This window comes from Chryseobacterium limigenitum, assembly GCF_900114875.1.
GTDB classification, from domain to species: domain Bacteria; phylum Bacteroidota; class Bacteroidia; order Flavobacteriales; family Weeksellaceae; genus Chryseobacterium; species Chryseobacterium limigenitum.
In genome coordinates this window covers 92,033-107,944 of sequence record NZ_FPKW01000003.1, presented here as the reverse complement: position 1 = coordinate 107,944, position 15,912 = coordinate 92,033, and the positions used below count along the sequence as shown (strand labels likewise).

Genomic DNA, 15,912 nt, shown 5'->3' with positions numbered 1-15,912 from the left:
ATAAAACAAACCCAGAAGTTTGAAAACATACAAACATCTATGGAAGAGCAAAATTCAAATATATGGTGGCTCAATGAAGAGTCTGAGCAAATGCTTAACAGAGGATATCTGTTGAAAGGAGAAACTGTAGACGGAGCTATTGACAGAATCACCACCGCAGCTGCAAAAAAATTATACAAGCCTGAATTACAGCCGGCTTTCAAGGAAATGATCGTGAAAGGATGGATCAGTTTCTCATCTCCTGTTTGGGCAAACATGGGAACACAGAGAGGTCTTCCAATCTCTTGTTTCAACGTTCACATTCCGGACAGTATTGAAGGAATTACCCACAAAATGGGTGAAGTCATCATGCAGACAAAAATTGGAGGCGGAACTTCAGGTTATTTCGGAGAACTTCGTAACAGAGGTACTGCCGTAACAGATAACGGAAAATCTTCAGGAGCTGTTTCTTTCATGAAATTGTTTGATACTGCAATGGATGTAGTTTCTCAAGGCGGTGTAAGAAGAGGTGCTTTTGCTGCTTATCTGGATATTGACCACGGAGATATTGAAGAATTTTTATCAATTAAAGACATCGGAAGTCCGATCCAGAACTTGTTTACAGGAATTTGTGTTCCGGATTACTGGATGCAGGATATGATCGACGGAGATATGGATAAACGTAAAATCTGGGCAAGAGTATTGGAAAGCCGTCAGCAAAAAGGTCTTCCTTATATTTTCTTTACCGATAACGTTAACAGAAACAAACCTCAGGTTTACAAAGACTTAGGAATGCCTGTGAATGCAAGTAACCTTTGCTCTGAGATCATGCTTCCTTCTACAAGAGAAGAATCTTTCATCTGCTGTCTATCTTCTATGAACTTGGAATTGTATGACGAATGGAAAGATACAGATGCTGTAAAATTGGCTGTTTATTTCTTGGACGCAGTTTTAACTGAATTTATCGAAAAAACAGAAGGAAACTATTACCTACAAGGAGCCAGAAACTTCGCATTGCGTCACAGAGCGCTTGGTTTGGGAGTTTTAGGATATCATTCTTATTTACAGAAAAACATGATTCCGTTTGAAAGTTTTGAGGCGACTCAATTCAATGCGAGAGCTTTCAGACATATCAAAGAACAGGCAGAAACAGCTTCAAGAGAGCTTGCAAATATCTACGGAGAACCTGAATTATTGAAAGGTTACGGGTTGAGAAACACCACTACAATGGCTATCGCTCCTACTACTTCCAGTTCAGCTATTTTAGGACAAACTTCTCCTGGAATTGAACCTTTTGCCTCTAACTATTATAAAGCTGGTTTGGCTAAAGGAAACTTCATGCGTAAGAACAAGTATTTAGCTAAATTATTAGAAGAAAAAGGATTAGACAACGAGGAAACCTGGAGAACGATTATGCTAAACCACGGTTCTGTTCAGCATTTATCTGAATTAACGGACGAAGAAAAAGCAGTATTCAAAACATTTAAGGAAATTTCTCCGATGGAGATCATTTCTCAGGCTGCACAGAGACAACAGTATATTGACCAAGCTCAATCATTGAACTTACAGATTCCTTCTACAATGCCGGTAAAAGATGTAAATTACCTTTACATCGAAGCTTGGAAAAAAGGAGTCAAGACTTTATATTATCAAAGAAGTTCATCAGTTTCAAAAGAAATGATGGTAAATTTTGTTTCTTGTTCAGCTTGCGAAGCATAGAGATAAAAAGTAATAAACTTCAGCATATTATTCATAAAAGCACGTTTTTTAGCGTGCTTTTTTTGTGTTCTTAAGTTTTTAATAAAAATTTAATTTAGCAATCATAAATGTTTATTTTTCATTTATCCATGATTAATACTGCAAATTTCATAATCACACTCTCCAAACAGTGATATTTAGGCGATATATTATTGGTTTTCAAGTAATAATATTTTATTTTTTTTTCATACTTTTGCGCCCACAACACAACAAAATTATTTCAAACCAACCATTATGACAAATATTATTAACACTAATAAGATCATTATGTTGATTTTATTAACAATTCTCTTTGAAATTAAGGCTCAGGTAAAAATTTCAAATTCCTCAGGCGTAATTAACACAGAAAGTGTTTTACACCTTGAAAGCACCCCCAACAACAAAGGCCTTTTATTAACCAGAATTTCATTACAGGCTACGAATTTAGCAGCTCCTCTTGCTTCGCATTCTGCAGGAATGGTTGTTTATAACACAGCAACAGCAGGAACTTCGCCTAACAATGTCACTCCAGGCCTTTACTACAACAATGGTACAGCTTGGGTAAAATTGTCCACAAAAAAACCTCAGATTGGAGATATTAAAAACAGTTTCCAAAGTGCTGATCACAATGGATGGTATCTTTTGAACGGAAGAACAGTTTCCACTTTAGCTGTAAATCCAAGAGCGAGAGCTTCTGCTTTAGGCTTCGCTGTAATTTTACCTGATGCAACCGACAGATATCTAAAAAATACAAGTGGAAGTGATAATATGGGAACAGCTTCCGGAAGCGATACATTTACTTTGACACAAGCTAATTTACCCAATGTAACATTCACAGGAACAACCAATACTACAGGAAGCCATACGCATACTTACACAGATAATCCGGCAAACTCAACAACAAATGGTGTTGCGGCAGGAACTAACAATCCTGTTTCTAATGCAGCAAGTGTAAACGACACAACTGCTAGTTCAGGAGCGCACACCCATTCTCTGAGCTTTTCATTAGGGAGCAGCCAAGCTGTAAGTTTAAAACCGGACAACATCATCACTAACGTATTTATCTATTTAGGAAACTAATTATGAAAACAAGATTATTTTGCACATCGATAGGAATTCTTTTTTTTGCAGTATTAAAATCACAAGTTGGTATCGGTACCTCAAACCCTTCCAGCTCTGCCGTTTTAGAATTAAACAGTTCCAATAAAGGACTTCTTATGAATACTGTTTCTCTTACTTCTTTAAACTCCGCTTCTCCTATGGGGAGCCATGTTGAAGGAATGTGGGTTTACAATACAGCAATAGCAGGAACTTCACCCAACAATGTAATTCCGGGACTCTACTACAATGACGGAGCGAAATGGGTTTTAATGTCCATCACCAATAATCTTCCAAGAATTGGAGATATCAAATCTAGCCTTGTAACAACAGATCATGACGGTTGGTATTTACTGAACGGAAGAAATATTACTACTTTACCGGCTATCAGTCAGACAAGTGCCTCTTCACTTGGATTCACTACTACGCTGCCCAATTCAAGCGACAGAATGCTGAAAGGTAAAAATACTTCAGAAACTCTGGCTGCTGTGGGAGGAAATAATTCTTATTCTATCACTCAGGCTAATTTACCCAATTTAAGCATTACAGGAACTACGGCTCAAAGTGGAGCCCACACCCACACCTATACCAACAGAGGTGTTAATTACTGGAATTACAATGCCGGAGGACAAAACACAACAAGAACGATTGACACCGAAGTAAGAACTACAGGAGCATCAGGAGATCATCAGCACACATTTTCCGTACCAAGCGGAGGAACCAATGTTGCGATCAATCAGTATCCTAAACATATGGTTGTACAAAACTTCATTTATTTAGGAAAATAGACAAAAAAACACTTCACTCAATGAAAAAATTAAATTACATATTCTTAATTATAGCTTGCACATTTACTCAAGCTCAGGTTATGATCACGGCAGGTGTTACAGCAACACCTTCACCTAATACAGACGCTGCTTTAGAATTATATTCACAAAACAGAAATAAAGGTTTATTAATGCCAAAAGTATCCTTGACGGCAACCAATAACCCAAGTCCGTTACCGAGTCATATTGCAGGAATTACAGTTTATAACACAAATACCGCTACAGCAACAGCTCTTACAAGTGTAACACCCGGATTTTATTACAATGACGGAACATCATGGAACAAATTGGAAGTACAGACACCAACTGTAGGAGACATAAAACACAGCAGTACAGCAGCTGATCATGAAGGATGGTATCTTTTAAACGGAAGAGCAGTATCAACTTTACCTGCTGTTGCACAAACAAATGCAACTTCTCTAGGATTCTCAACGGTTTTACCTGATAGTTCAGATAAATTTTTAAAAGCAAAATCAGCAACTGAAACATTAGGAACCAATACAGGAAGCACTTCTGTTACCCTTGCCAGGGTCAATTTACCAAATACAACTTATAACGCCACAACTACAAGTGACGGAGCTCATACTCACACGTATAATGACAGAGCTAGCGGTGTTACAAACAGTATAGAAGGCGGAAGTAACCAAACCGTAGTTGATAACGATGCTGAAACATCAACCACATCCAGCGCCGGGGCTCACACGCATACTTATAATCTTTCTACCGGAGGATCAAGTACTCCGTTGAATTTAACACCTAAATATCTTTCAACGTATATTTTTGTTTATTTGGGTCAATAAAATTAAGATTATAAAAATTAGAATTAATTACTATTAAACTCAATAGGAAGATCCCGATTGGGGGGCTTTTTTATTTCAGTTAAAAATTTAATAAAATAAATCATAAAATATTAAAATTATACATTTAATATTAATAATACGATTATGTAAATGATTAACATTTCAATTACATATTAAAATATTAATTTAAATTAAAAAATAACCAAAAATAAAACAACGAATTCTACCATCACAAAACCTTTTAAAACAGAATAAAAAACACTTCCTGGTGACATCTTATCTTTATCATGAAAAACACATTTTAAATTATTAATAATCATAACATGCAATATTTAAAGACAAAAAATTAACCTAATTTTCGCTTCATATTATTAATATTCTATTGGCAAGAAATTTGCTAAAGATTTATAACACATAACACAACAAAAAAAATTATTTCGAAATGAACAAGATTATTTTCTTGCTTTCAGTAGTGGCTTGGGGCGCCGTTACTGCGCAGGTGGGTATAAATACAACCACTCCAAATACAAGCTCAGCTCTAGACATTAATAGCACCACAAAAGGAGTTTTACTCCCAAGAATCAGCAACTTAGCATCAGTTACCACTCCCGCAACAGGATTAGTAATTTTTGACACCAACAAAAAATGCATCAGCCAGAACGTAGGAACACCTGCATCACCTGATTGGGTTTGTCTGTCTCCGTATGTAGCCAAGTTTTTCTACATGCCAAGTGTAGTTTTTGACACATCGGTTATCAGTGCAGGACAAACAAAAGACCTTTATACTTTATACAAAAATCAGTTTTCGAGTATTCCTGCTAATGCCAGAAGTACCTCTGCTCCGTCGGCTATTCCGTTTTTTCCTAATGCTTCAGATATTTATTATTATGTGACGGCTTATGACAGTACGGTATTTAAGATCAACAGCATAAGTGATTCCGGTGTATTAAATTACGATGTCTTATCAAACGCAACTCCAGCTTCTTTCATCAACATCGTTTTTGTAGTAAAATAAGGTAAGTAGCTATGAAAAAGAATCTTAGAGGGCTCTCATTGATGAGCCTTATCTTTACGTTGCTTACAAACTTTATGTATGCACAGACAGACAGCACCGAAGTGGCCAGCATTTATGGGTTTTATTCCTATTCAAGTTCATTGATGAATGCTTCATCAGCACCGGAACTTGCCATACAGGGAAGCGCCTCACATACTTCAACAGGAGTACAGTTAACTCCAGCAAGCGCAAGTCAGTTCGGAGGATTGCTTATTAACGGCAGAACTTTCACATCGGTGAATGGTTTACACGTAGAATTTGAATACGACATGAAAGCCGGAGCTTTATTCAGCGGTTCGTATGGTGACGGTTTATCTTTTTTCTTGTATGACGGCTCTGTAACCAGCCCAACACTCGGATCTGCCGGCGCAGGTTTGGGATACGCTTATAATAGGGCAAAAAATGATTATTCATCATTTAGAAAAGCTGGTTTATCGGGCGCTTATCTTGGTATTGCTTTGGATGAGTTTGGAAATTTTAAATCAAAACGATTTCAGGGAGAATCCAGGGTAAACGGTATTTCAGGGGTGACCTGGAGCCAGGGAGGAAGCCATGTAACTTTAAGAGGAGCAAAAGGAGCTGTAATTAATGCAAACGGATTAGGAGACGGCTACACAGGATACCCTGTTTTGGCAACACGTACGACGTTAAGCAATTCAGGAACTGTCGGAAGAATATTACAGACAGACAGATCATATTTAGCAACAACAAATACGCTAACTTCTGTATTTGACCTTAGAAACGGAAATGGCGAGTTCAGGAAAGTATATCTGGATCTCATTCCTCACTTTGTAACAGCCACTACAACGGATGGTTTTGATATAAAGGTTGATGTTCAGACTACACAAAACGGAACACCTATCAATGTAATTAACTATTATCATTACAAAACCTCTGTACCTTACAGTGAAAATGCAAATCCTTCACCAACCGACTTTAACAGTTCAGATACGGAAGGATCGCCTACCAATCAAACTTTAGATGCTACAGTTCCTTCGGTTTTAAAATTGGGTTTTGCAGCATCAACAGGAGCGGCATACGAACAGCATATTATCCGAAACGTAAAACTTACACTTCCTTATTCTGCCGTAGCGAATGACGATGTAGTTTCTACCTGTAAAAATCAGGCAGTTGTAATCCCTGTTTTTAATAATGATATTGCTTACAAAGGAGCGATAAGTATTGTAACTCCACCAACAGGAAGTAAGGATAATATTGATTACAATACTTTCAGTTTTACAAAAAGTAGTGATACAGATCTTACCTTATACCGTAAAAAAGTAACCCCGCAAGGAACATGGTCTTACAACAAAACGACAGGTATTGTTACGTTTACCCCTTCAAGTGGTTTTACAGGAACGACATCAATAACTTATACCATCAAAGGAAGAACGCTTAAAGATTCAAACGGTAAAATAATTGAACCTTATGGAGATACTGCCTACAGATCGGTTCCGGCAACCATTACTGTTAACCTGAAAAGCACAGGCTGTATGTATTCAGTAATTTCCAATAAAATGGTTACTCAAATTATAAAATAATATTTTCAAAAGAAACCGTAAGTAATGAAAAAAGCTTGCGGTTTTTATTTTTACTGATATTTTAACATCACAATCCATGGAAATTTCTGTGGTTTTGTTTTATATTTGTTAGACAGTTTAAGTTTAATTCCAAAAAGATCAAATATGAAATTCGGGCAAGTAGAAGATCCTTCAAAAATAGATTTTACGTTACCAAAAGATCATTCCAGAACAAAGGAAATTTTAAATCAGAACAAAAAGGGCTTAGAAAATATTTCTATCGGATGCGCAAAATGGAACAAAACAGATCTTAAAGGATTTTATCCTAAAGGAACAAAAGACGAATTAACATATTACGCGACACAGTTCAATTCCATTGAATTAAATGCTACATTTTACGGAATGCCAACTCCTGAACAAGTTCTTACCTGGAAAGAAAAAACGCCGGAAAACTTTAAATTTTTCCCGAAGATTACAAATACCGTTTCTCATTTCAGAAGATTAATTGACGTTACAGACCCTGTTACTAATTTTGCGACTTCTGTGATGAACTTCAACGAAAAATTAGGAATGGTTTTTCTGCAGCTTCATGATAATTTTAAACCAAAAGACTACGACAGGTTAGAAAAATTCGTGAAAGAATGGCCAAAAGAGGTTCCTCTCGCCATCGAATTAAGAAACACTGAATGGTTTACCGACGAAGATATTTTTAATACTACCTGCGAACTTTTTGAGGCTAATAATATCACAAACATCATTGTAGACACTGCAGGAAGAAGAGATATGCTTCATATGCGCCTCACGACTCCAAACGCGTTCATAAGATACGTTGGTGCTAATGCCGAAAGCGATTACGAAAGACTGGATGACTGGATGAAACATTTAACAAAATGGAAGAAAGAAGGTCTTCAAAATCTATACTTTTTTGTGCATCAGAATATTGAAAAAGCATCTCCCTTATTATCTGCTTATTTCATCAATAAAATGAACGAAGAATGGAAAACTGATCTCCCGATCCCTAAAATGGCAACAGAAAACACAGCAACTTTATTTTAATCATTATTGATTATACACTGTATAGAATTAATATCATAAAATAATTCACACATATTTGATTTTTACGCAATAGATTTCTCCATAAACCCGTTTTATAAAAACATTAATAAAACCCTCTATTTATAATAAAATTTGAGTAAATTAGAGATGAAAGCATATTGAATATTTAATGTTCAAAAATTAATGTTATGGAAAAAGAAATTTGTACAATCAGTATATCTACAACTTGGCTTGGAGATACCTACACTTTTTATAATGATAATAAGATAAAAAGAGTTTATGACCATAACAGTCTGAGGTCTGATGTGAGTGAATGGCTGGAAGCACAGCAGATCAGCAAACATAACAAGGATAAACTGATCAAAAATTGTCCTGAAGAATTCAAAGAAAGAGTGATGCAGATTTTAGATTATCCTTAATTTTAAAAAAAATTAATTGAAAATAACTATTTAATGAAACAAATCTCAACTTACGTTATTCCTTTTTTATTTTTTCTTTCTCAATAATAAAACCATATTCAGAAATAATAAAAGAAAATCTAAAGACACCCATATTCCAAGTTTAATATTCTCATGATTATAAGCTTCAACCTGTTTCTTTGCAATTTCGGAAAGTTTTACACTTTGATTGATATAATTCTGAACCTCAATAATCTGATCAATATTTTTATTAGGAACAGAATGCTGAGAAAAATAGACAAGATTCTTTTTCCCTAAATATCCGACGATCCAATATTCATTGGATTTATCCATTTTAAGATGTTCTATTCTGTAATACTCCGGGCGGATTTTTCCGATATGTTTGGCTTCTAAAATCCCATCCTTATCCGGATCATTATTGTTGATCACATAAAAATCCAACGTCTGAGGAAGTTTATTGATCACCTGCAAAGCCAAAGAATCCTTCACAATCCCCACCGCACTTTTTTTCACAAACCAATACGTGAAAATAGAAATTGAAAAAACAACGGTAGCAATTCGGAAAATCTTCGCCCATTGAGCACCTTTCCCTTTTTTTATTTTTGATAAAATCAGAGAAATAATAGAAGCCAGAAAGATAACAAAAATGATTAAGCCCATGTTGCAAAGATACTGATTTCGAAAGGTCTTTAAAAGAAGACTACTCTACATTCCACTCTTTATAAAACTGATCCAGAAATTTTAACATAAAATCATGTCTTTCCTGAGCAATTTCTTTTCCTTTTTCCGTGTTCATCAAATCTTTCAGAAGCAACAGTTTTTCATAAAAATGGTTGATGGTTGTTCCGTTAGATTTTTTGTATTCATCTTTAGACATATTCAGTTGAGGCTTAATATCAGGATGATACATCGGATTATTTTTAAATCCTCCAAAATTAAACGTTCTCCCAACCCCGATCGCTCCTATCGCATCAATACGGTCTGCATCCTGAACGATTTTAAGCTCAACAGGGAGATCTTTTGGAGCTTCACCTCTATTTTTGAATGAAATATTTTTGATAACGAATAAAACCTGCTCAATAATATCTTCAGGTGTGTTTTCACCTTCCAGAAACTCGCGGGAAACCATTAAAGCTAAGGTTTCATCACCATTATGAAATTTGGGATCTGCAATATCATGCAACAATGCAGAAAGCTCCACAACATCCTGATTACAATCCTCATCCTGAGCTATTTTCTTTGAAAGTTTCCACACTCTTTCGATATGAAACCAGTCGTGACCAGCTTCTGCACCTTCCAATTTTTGTTTTACAAATTCTACCGTGTTATCTATTATATCTTTCATTTCTCAATTAATTCATTTAAAATAATGTCCCAAAGTTTTTTATTAAAGCTTCTAAAAAAATTAATATGCCCAATTTCTCCCTTCTCAGATTCAGAGACCTTTACTAATCTGTAAGTTGGCTTTAGGTTGGGATAAGTATCATTCAAAAGGCTTTTTACTCCTTTTTCCGTTAACCAAGCATCATCTTCAGCCCGAATAACGAATACTTTCTGTGTTAAATTTTTAGAAAAATCATCAATTTTCTCTAATAAACCATTGGTTGATTTCTTATTCAAAATTAAGATTCTCCAGTCATAAGCGCAATTTTTTGGAAGACTTTCTCCCAAACCAAACCAATTTGCGGGGAAATAACCTAATAAAGTGGTCGTTACAGGCTGAATAATTCCGAAACCGACGTAAGCTTCAATTTTTGTTTTGAATTTTAAATGTCCGACAAACGCATTTTGAGTTCCAACAAAAATAAATTCCTTAAATATTTCAGAATCCTGATTCATTCCTAAAATCAGGGCACCAACAGAATGTCCCAGACAATATTTTTCGTAATCAGAAAATCGGTTCTTGATGTATTCCGTCAATGTTTTATAATCTTCAGAGCCCCAAATTCTCATGGAAGCTTTAAAACCTTTCATATTTTCAGGTTTTGAAAGTCCGATTCCGCGATAATCATACGTAATCACTGTAAATCCTTTTTCAGCAAAAAACTGGGCAAAAGAGAAATAAATCTGCTGTTTGACTCCCGTTGCCGAATTGATGAGCAGGAATTTATTATTGCTCTTTTCAGGCAAAAAAAGATGTGCCGTGAGAGCTGTATTGTCGTGAGTCCTAAGAATTAACTTCTCCATATTTTAAAACAAAAAATCCACTATAAAAGTGGAGATTTTATTGATATTTTTTATGTTAACTTATCTGTTTTCGATATGTAGTAAATAGCTTTAAGAAAAGAAGTCTGAAACTCTTGGCAATGCACTCTGCGAACCTTTTGTTCCTGAAACTCTTGAAGAAACTTCATTCCCGAATTTCACGCATTCTTCAATAGAGTTACCATGGCACAGGGCAATTGCAAATCCTGATGTAAAGGCATCTCCCATTCCCATTTTATATACCGTTTCATCTTTGTCGTTTCTGAAATATTTCATTTCTGTTCCATCAAAATAAACGGTAGAATTGGTATCATCTCTTACAAAAACTTTGTTGGAATATTTTTTAAGAATATCTTCTCTCTGATCTTCGCCAAAGACAATGTGTAATTCGCTGCTTTTAGAAACGATAAAATCTACATTTTCCAGAAGTTCATCACTTAATCTCATAGCTGGAGAAGCGTATAAACCAACTTTTTTACCGTATTTTTTAGCTTTTCTGATCGTATACTCTACCACTTCAAGAGAAACCTCAAGCTGAACAAGGATCAAATCAACAGTGTTAAAATACTTATCTGCTGCCTCAATATGTTCTATACTTAAGCATTTATTGGCTGCGGGAACCACAACGATAGCCGCATCTCCACCGGAAGTCGTTACATAAGCTGTTCCCGTAGATTCTCTGTCTGTTTCATAAACAAATCCTACGTTTACGCCCTCGCCTACAAGATTTCTCATAATTTGCTGACCAAGAGGATCCATACCGACACAGCCTACAAAATAAACACTTGCCCCCAGCCTTGCAGCTCCAACTGCCTGATTTGCCCCTTTACCTCCAAAATAACTGTCTGAATTAGTGGCTAAAACAGTTTCGTTTGGAATGGGAATTTTTTCGGTCTCTAAAATCAGATCTATGGAAGAACTGCCGACCACTATTATTTTGGGTTGTTCTGAGGAAAAATTCATTGTGTTTTTATTATTTAGTTTAGTTTGAACAAATTTAAAAAAGGGAAATATTGTTTCAAAAACAATTAACTTTAATTAACTAATTTCTATAAATTCTGTAATTATCTTTACAGGATTATTATTTTTATCATAACCAATATAGCTTGCATAAAAACCTTCGCCATACCCCGTTTCAAAACCAAAAATAGTTCCGGGATGGTCTTCTGACGGCTTTAAAAATGCATACTGATCGATCGCACCATTTTCATCAAAGAAATAATCATGGAAGAATTCTTCGTAAATTCCCATGAAATCTGCTCCTTTGCTATGGTATAATTTTTTTTCCAGCTTATCCAGACTTTCCTGAGTATCAACATCCATAAAACAGCCCATGCCGCTTTCAGCAGGATACCCAAAAACCTCGCCTTCTGCCAGATCTTTTACATTTTGATCCGCTGTAGTGGCCAAATTCCACTCGGTGACTTCAGCATTAGCGAAAATAATCTCGGCATACGCCACACAATTACTCTCTCTTTCTTTATGCAATAAAACAGAAAAATCTCCTTTTGGAAATTCTATAGAAAAAGGCTGCATATCATTAGTAATCAAAGGATCACAGGCAACCAATTTCCCGCTGGAAAGATAAATTTTTCCAACTTCAAAGCTCTCTAATAGCGGACTTTCTACAAAATCCTTTGAAAATAGCTTTTTTATGTTTTCTATGTGTGTCATTTCAATCTTGAAATATATTTAAAAATTGCCAGACTTAGATATAACTCAGCCTGACAATTTTCATACTTTACTTATATTTTAATTATAAACTTTTCAGTTTCTCTTCCAGAATTGCAATTTTATCCTGCGCATCTTTTTGTTTCTTACGCTCACTTTCTACAACTTCAGGTTTTGCATTGGCAACGAATTTCTCATTAGAAAGCTTTTTATCAACAGAAATTAAGAATCCTTTCAAATATTTTAATTCTTCTTCTGTCTTGATTTTTTCTTCTCCTAAATCTAAGCTTTCACTTAAAGGAATTGAAACTTCCGTTGATCCGATCAAGAATGTAAAGCTTGGTTTATCTGTTTTTTCACCAAAATGAATATCAGAAACGTTTGCTAATTTTCTAATAACAGCTTCATTCTCAAATTCGCTCGCACTTGTATAAACCTCAACCGCTTCTTTTGGCGAAATACCTTTTGTCTGACGGTAATTTCTTACCCCGGAGATAATTTCTTCTGCAGTTTCAAAGTTTTTAATAATATCTTCATTAAATGCTTCTGCTTTCTTTTGTTGAGAAATTATTAATGCTTCATCAATATTTCTGTCCGAGATCAATTGCCAGATTTCTTCTGACTGGAAAGGCATAAACGGATGAACCAATTTCATTAATTCCTCAAAAAGTGCAACTGTTTTATTGTAAACTTCTTTAGAAATACCTTCACCATAATTTGGTTTGATCGCTTCCAGATACCATCCGCAAAAATCATCTTTAACTAATTTTTGAAGCAAATGTAATGCATCAGAAATTCTGAATTTTTCGAATTGATCATTAATTTCAACTATTGATTTATTCAACTGATTTTCAAACCATTCAATTGTCTGAATTTCTGTTGAATTCGCAGGTTTATCTTCATGATTCCACATATTAATTAATCGGAAAGCATTCCAGATTTTTGTTCCAAAATTTCTTCCTAAATCGCAAAGCGGAGAAGTATAAATAGCATCTTTACCTTCTTCCATTCTATGTTTTATCTGTTTTTCAGTTAAAACATTTCCTTCCTCATCAATCTGCTCAGAATCGAATTTTAAATCGTTTCCAGCTGCAGAGCTCATCATGATTCCCACTCTTACTGCATCAGCTCCATAACGTTCTATCAAATCTAATGGGTCCGGTGAATTTCCAAGAGATTTAGACATCTTTCTACCAATTTTATCTCTTACAATCCCTGTGAAATAAACATTTTTGAACGGAACTTCTTTTCTGTATTCCAATCCGGCCATGATCATTCTTGCTACCCAGAAGAAAATGATATCCGGACCTGTTACCAAGTCTGAAGTCGGATAATAATAATTAATATCCTTATTTTCAGGATCGTTCAGACCATCAAAAACAGACATTGGCCACAACCATGATGAGAACCATGTATCAAGAGCGTCTTCGTCTTGTTTTAGGTTGTCGGTTGTTAGTTGATCGTTGCTAGTTTTTTGCTTCGCCAATTCTACCGCTTCTTCGATATTTTCTGCAACTACAAAATCATTTTCTCCGTCACCATAATAGAACGCAGGAATTTGTTGTCCCCACCATAATTGACGGGAAATATTCCAGTCGCGGATGTTTTCCATCCAGTGTTTGTAGGTATTTTTAAACTTTTCAGGATAAAATTTAACCTCATCATCCATTACTACATCCAAAGCCGGTTTAGCAATATCAGACATTTTTAAAAACCACTGAACAGAAACTTTAGGCTCAATAACTGCGCCTGTTCTTTCTGAAGTTCCTACTTTATTTACATAATCTTCTGCTTTCAACAAAAGATCTTTTTCTTCTAATTCTTTTGCGATCTGCTTTCTTACGTCAAATCTGTTTTTTCCAGCGTAATGTAAACCGTGATCGTTTAAGTTTCCGTCATCATCCAAAGAATCAATCATCTGAAGATTGTGTTTCTTTCCAATCTCGTAGTCATTGATGTCGTGAGCAGGCGTAATTTTCAAAGCACCTGTTCCGAATTCAATATCAACATAATCGTCTTCAATGATCGGAACAACCCTGTTTACGATCGGTACGATTACATTTTTACCTTTTAAATGAGCATATCTCTCATCATTAGGATTGATACAAACCGCAGTATCACCGAAAATAGTTTCAGGACGTGTTGTAGCAACCGAAAGGAATTCTTCTGTACCTTCGATTTTATATTTTAGGAAATATAATTTTCCGTTTTGCTCTTTAAAAATAACTTCTTCGTCAGAAATATTGGTTTTCGCTTCCGGATCCCAGTTTACCATTCTGTATCCTCTATAAATAAGTCCTTTATTATATAGATCAACAAAACTTTTGATCACCTGCTGAGAAAGTGATTCTTCCATTGTGAAACGGGTTCTGTCCCAATCGCATGAACAACCTAGTTTTTTCAACTGCTCAAGAATAGTTCCTCCGTATTTATCTGTCCATTCCCAAGCGTGCTTTAAAAACTCTTCGCGGGTAATATCTGATTTATTAATTCCTTCCGATTTCAGTTTGGCAACAACCTTCGCTTCCGTAGCAATTGAAGCGTGATCTGTTCCCGGAACCCAGCAAGCATTAAAGCCCTGCATCCTTGCACGGCGGACCAGAACATCCTGAATGGTATTATTCAACATATGACCCATGTGTAAGATCCCCGTAACGTTTGGCGGAGGAATTACAATAGTATATGGTGGTTTTTCATTAGGCTCTGAGTGGAAATATTTGTTTTCCAACCAATAGCTATACCATTTCTGTTCTGTTTCCTGTGGATTATACTTTTCTGAAATCTGCATAAATTCTGTTTCTTTAGCTTACAATTTGCAAAAATAGGTTAAAGAAAAAAAATTTTGAGTATGAATTAAAATAATTTTTAACTTTGTTTCTCAAAATTTATCTAACAAACATATTAACATTCAAGAATATGAAAAAATTAATTGCAGGAATTGCACTATTTGGAACATTTGCTCTTGCATCTGCACAGACTATCACTTTTGATAAAACTACTTTTGACTACGGTACTGTAAAGCCTAGTTCTGACGGTATTAGATTCTTTACTGTAACGAATACTGGTGATAAGCCTCTTGTTCTTTCTAATGTAAAAGCTTCTTGCGGATGTACAACTCCTGAATTCAGCACTGATCCTATTATGCCAGGAAAATCTGCTAAAATCAAAGTTGGATACAACACAGCAATCAATGGAGGATTCAACAAAATGATTGAAGTTTTCTCTAACGACCCAGCAAACAGCAGAAGCGTAATTTACATCAAAGGAACTGTTGATGCTAATGCACCTGATGTTGTAGTAGCTCCGGCTAAAATGGAAACTCCGGCTGAAGCTAAAGCTGCTAAAAAAGAAGCTAAGAAAGCTGCTAAAGCTGCAAAAAAAGTAGCTGCTGCAAAGTAAGCTCTACTCAAAAAATAAGAAACCGTCTCCATAGAGGCGGTTTTTTTGTTATATTTATATTTATAGCCCTATATTTTTAGGCTTTAGGCTTTAGGCTTTAGGCTTTAGGCTTTAGGCTTTAGGCTTTAGGCTTTAGGCTTTAGGCTT

The 15,912-nt window shown here is 35.4% G+C and carries 15 protein-coding genes; 9 read left to right on the top strand and 6 right to left on the bottom strand.

Annotated features, from left to right (window positions below):
• The 8 genes from BT156_RS05445 (at position 1) to BT156_RS05410 (ending at position 8,490) form a co-directional block, all read left to right on the top strand.
• Positions 1-1,698: a ribonucleoside-diphosphate reductase subunit alpha gene (locus tag BT156_RS05445; RefSeq protein WP_072407962.1), complete on the top strand. Its 1,698-nt coding sequence runs from the start codon at positions 1-3 to the stop codon at positions 1,696-1,698.
• Between the two features lie 273 nt (positions 1,699-1,971).
• Positions 1,972-2,796 (top strand): hypothetical protein, encoded by an 825-nt coding sequence (locus BT156_RS05440; protein WP_139255416.1) that lies wholly within the window; start codon positions 1,972-1,974, stop codon positions 2,794-2,796.
• A gap of 2 nt (positions 2,797-2,798) precedes the next feature.
• A complete protein-coding gene (locus BT156_RS05435) occupies positions 2,799-3,602 on the top strand; it encodes a hypothetical protein (RefSeq protein ID WP_072407958.1) in 804 nt (267 codons plus the stop codon).
• Positions 3,603-3,622: 20 nt separating this feature from the next.
• Positions 3,623-4,441, top strand: a complete 819-nt coding sequence (locus BT156_RS05430; protein ID WP_072407956.1) for a hypothetical protein — start codon at positions 3,623-3,625, stop codon at positions 4,439-4,441.
• Positions 4,442-4,883: 442 nt separating this feature from the next.
• Complete coding sequence (locus tag BT156_RS05425) at positions 4,884-5,456, top strand: hypothetical protein (RefSeq protein WP_072407954.1); 573 nt, start codon at positions 4,884-4,886, stop codon at positions 5,454-5,456.
• An 11-nt stretch (positions 5,457-5,467) separates the two neighbouring features.
• Positions 5,468-7,036, top strand: a complete 1,569-nt coding sequence (locus BT156_RS05420; protein WP_139255415.1) for a hypothetical protein — start codon at positions 5,468-5,470, stop codon at positions 7,034-7,036.
• Between the two features lie 144 nt (positions 7,037-7,180).
• Positions 7,181-8,071, top strand: a complete 891-nt coding sequence (locus BT156_RS05415; RefSeq protein ID WP_072408398.1) for a DUF72 domain-containing protein — start codon at positions 7,181-7,183, stop codon at positions 8,069-8,071.
• Positions 8,072-8,259: 188 nt separating this feature from the next.
• Entirely contained in the window at positions 8,260-8,490 is a 231-nt protein-coding gene (locus BT156_RS05410; RefSeq protein WP_072407950.1) for a hypothetical protein, read from the top strand.
• Positions 8,491-8,556: 66 nt separating this feature from the next.
• On the opposite strand, the gene BT156_RS05405 is transcribed toward BT156_RS05410, so the two are convergent.
• The 6 genes from BT156_RS05405 to BT156_RS05380 form a co-directional block, all read right to left on the bottom strand.
• Entirely contained in the window at positions 8,557-9,150 is a 594-nt protein-coding gene (locus BT156_RS05405) for a hypothetical protein (RefSeq protein ID WP_083582297.1), read from the bottom strand.
• A 40-nt stretch (positions 9,151-9,190) separates the two neighbouring features.
• Positions 9,191-9,835 (bottom strand): HD domain-containing protein, encoded by a 645-nt coding sequence (locus BT156_RS05400; protein ID WP_072407948.1) that lies wholly within the window; start codon positions 9,833-9,835, stop codon positions 9,191-9,193.
• The gene (locus tag BT156_RS05395; protein WP_072407946.1) at positions 9,832-10,677 is read right to left on the bottom strand and encodes an alpha/beta hydrolase family protein; all 846 of its coding nucleotides are present in this window, start codon (positions 10,675-10,677) and stop codon (positions 9,832-9,834) included. Before BT156_RS05395 ends, BT156_RS05400 begins: the two co-directional genes overlap by 4 nt.
• A 90-nt stretch (positions 10,678-10,767) precedes the next feature.
• Positions 10,768-11,658: a ribokinase gene (locus BT156_RS05390; RefSeq protein WP_072407944.1), complete on the bottom strand. Its 891-nt coding sequence runs from the start codon at positions 11,656-11,658 to the stop codon at positions 10,768-10,770.
• A gap of 75 nt (positions 11,659-11,733) precedes the next feature.
• Positions 11,734-12,369, bottom strand: coding sequence for a DUF4241 domain-containing protein (locus BT156_RS05385; protein ID WP_072407942.1), 636 nt, complete (start codon positions 12,367-12,369; stop codon positions 11,734-11,736).
• Between the two features lie 82 nt (positions 12,370-12,451).
• On the bottom strand, positions 12,452-15,154 hold the full coding sequence (locus BT156_RS05380) for a valine--tRNA ligase (RefSeq protein ID WP_072407940.1): 2,703 nt from the start codon (positions 15,152-15,154) through the stop codon (positions 12,452-12,454).
• 128 nt (positions 15,155-15,282) lie between these two features.
• On the opposite strand from BT156_RS05380, the gene BT156_RS05375 reads away from it, so the two are divergent.
• Positions 15,283-15,765, top strand: coding sequence for a DUF1573 domain-containing protein (locus BT156_RS05375; protein WP_072407938.1), 483 nt, complete (start codon positions 15,283-15,285; stop codon positions 15,763-15,765).
• Positions 15,766-15,912 lie beyond the last annotated feature (147 nt).

Coding starts and splice junctions, on each gene's coding strand:
- BT156_RS05440 (WP_139255416.1), top strand. CDS start 1,972: ATGACAAATATTATTAACACTAATAAGATCATTATGTTGATTTTATTA.
- BT156_RS05435 (WP_072407958.1), top strand. CDS start 2,799: ATGAAAACAAGATTATTTTGCACATCGATAGGAATTCTTTTTTTTGCA.
- BT156_RS05430 (WP_072407956.1), top strand. CDS start 3,623: ATGAAAAAATTAAATTACATATTCTTAATTATAGCTTGCACATTTACT.
- BT156_RS05425 (WP_072407954.1), top strand. CDS start 4,884: ATGAACAAGATTATTTTCTTGCTTTCAGTAGTGGCTTGGGGCGCCGTT.
- BT156_RS05420 (WP_139255415.1), top strand. CDS start 5,468: ATGAAAAAGAATCTTAGAGGGCTCTCATTGATGAGCCTTATCTTTACG.
- BT156_RS05415 (WP_072408398.1), top strand. CDS start 7,181: ATGAAATTCGGGCAAGTAGAAGATCCTTCAAAAATAGATTTTACGTTA.
- BT156_RS05410 (WP_072407950.1), top strand. CDS start 8,260: ATGGAAAAAGAAATTTGTACAATCAGTATATCTACAACTTGGCTTGGA.
- BT156_RS05405 (WP_083582297.1), bottom strand. CDS start 9,150: ATGGGCTTAATCATTTTTGTTATCTTTCTGGCTTCTATTATTTCTCTG.
- BT156_RS05400 (WP_072407948.1), bottom strand. CDS start 9,835: ATGAAAGATATAATAGATAACACGGTAGAATTTGTAAAACAAAAATTG.
- BT156_RS05395 (WP_072407946.1), bottom strand. CDS start 10,677: ATGGAGAAGTTAATTCTTAGGACTCACGACAATACAGCTCTCACGGCA.
- BT156_RS05390 (WP_072407944.1), bottom strand. CDS start 11,658: ATGAATTTTTCCTCAGAACAACCCAAAATAATAGTGGTCGGCAGTTCT.
- BT156_RS05385 (WP_072407942.1), bottom strand. CDS start 12,369: ATGACACACATAGAAAACATAAAAAAGCTATTTTCAAAGGATTTTGTA.
- BT156_RS05380 (WP_072407940.1), bottom strand. CDS start 15,154: ATGCAGATTTCAGAAAAGTATAATCCACAGGAAACAGAACAGAAATGG.
- BT156_RS05375 (WP_072407938.1), top strand. CDS start 15,283: ATGAAAAAATTAATTGCAGGAATTGCACTATTTGGAACATTTGCTCTT.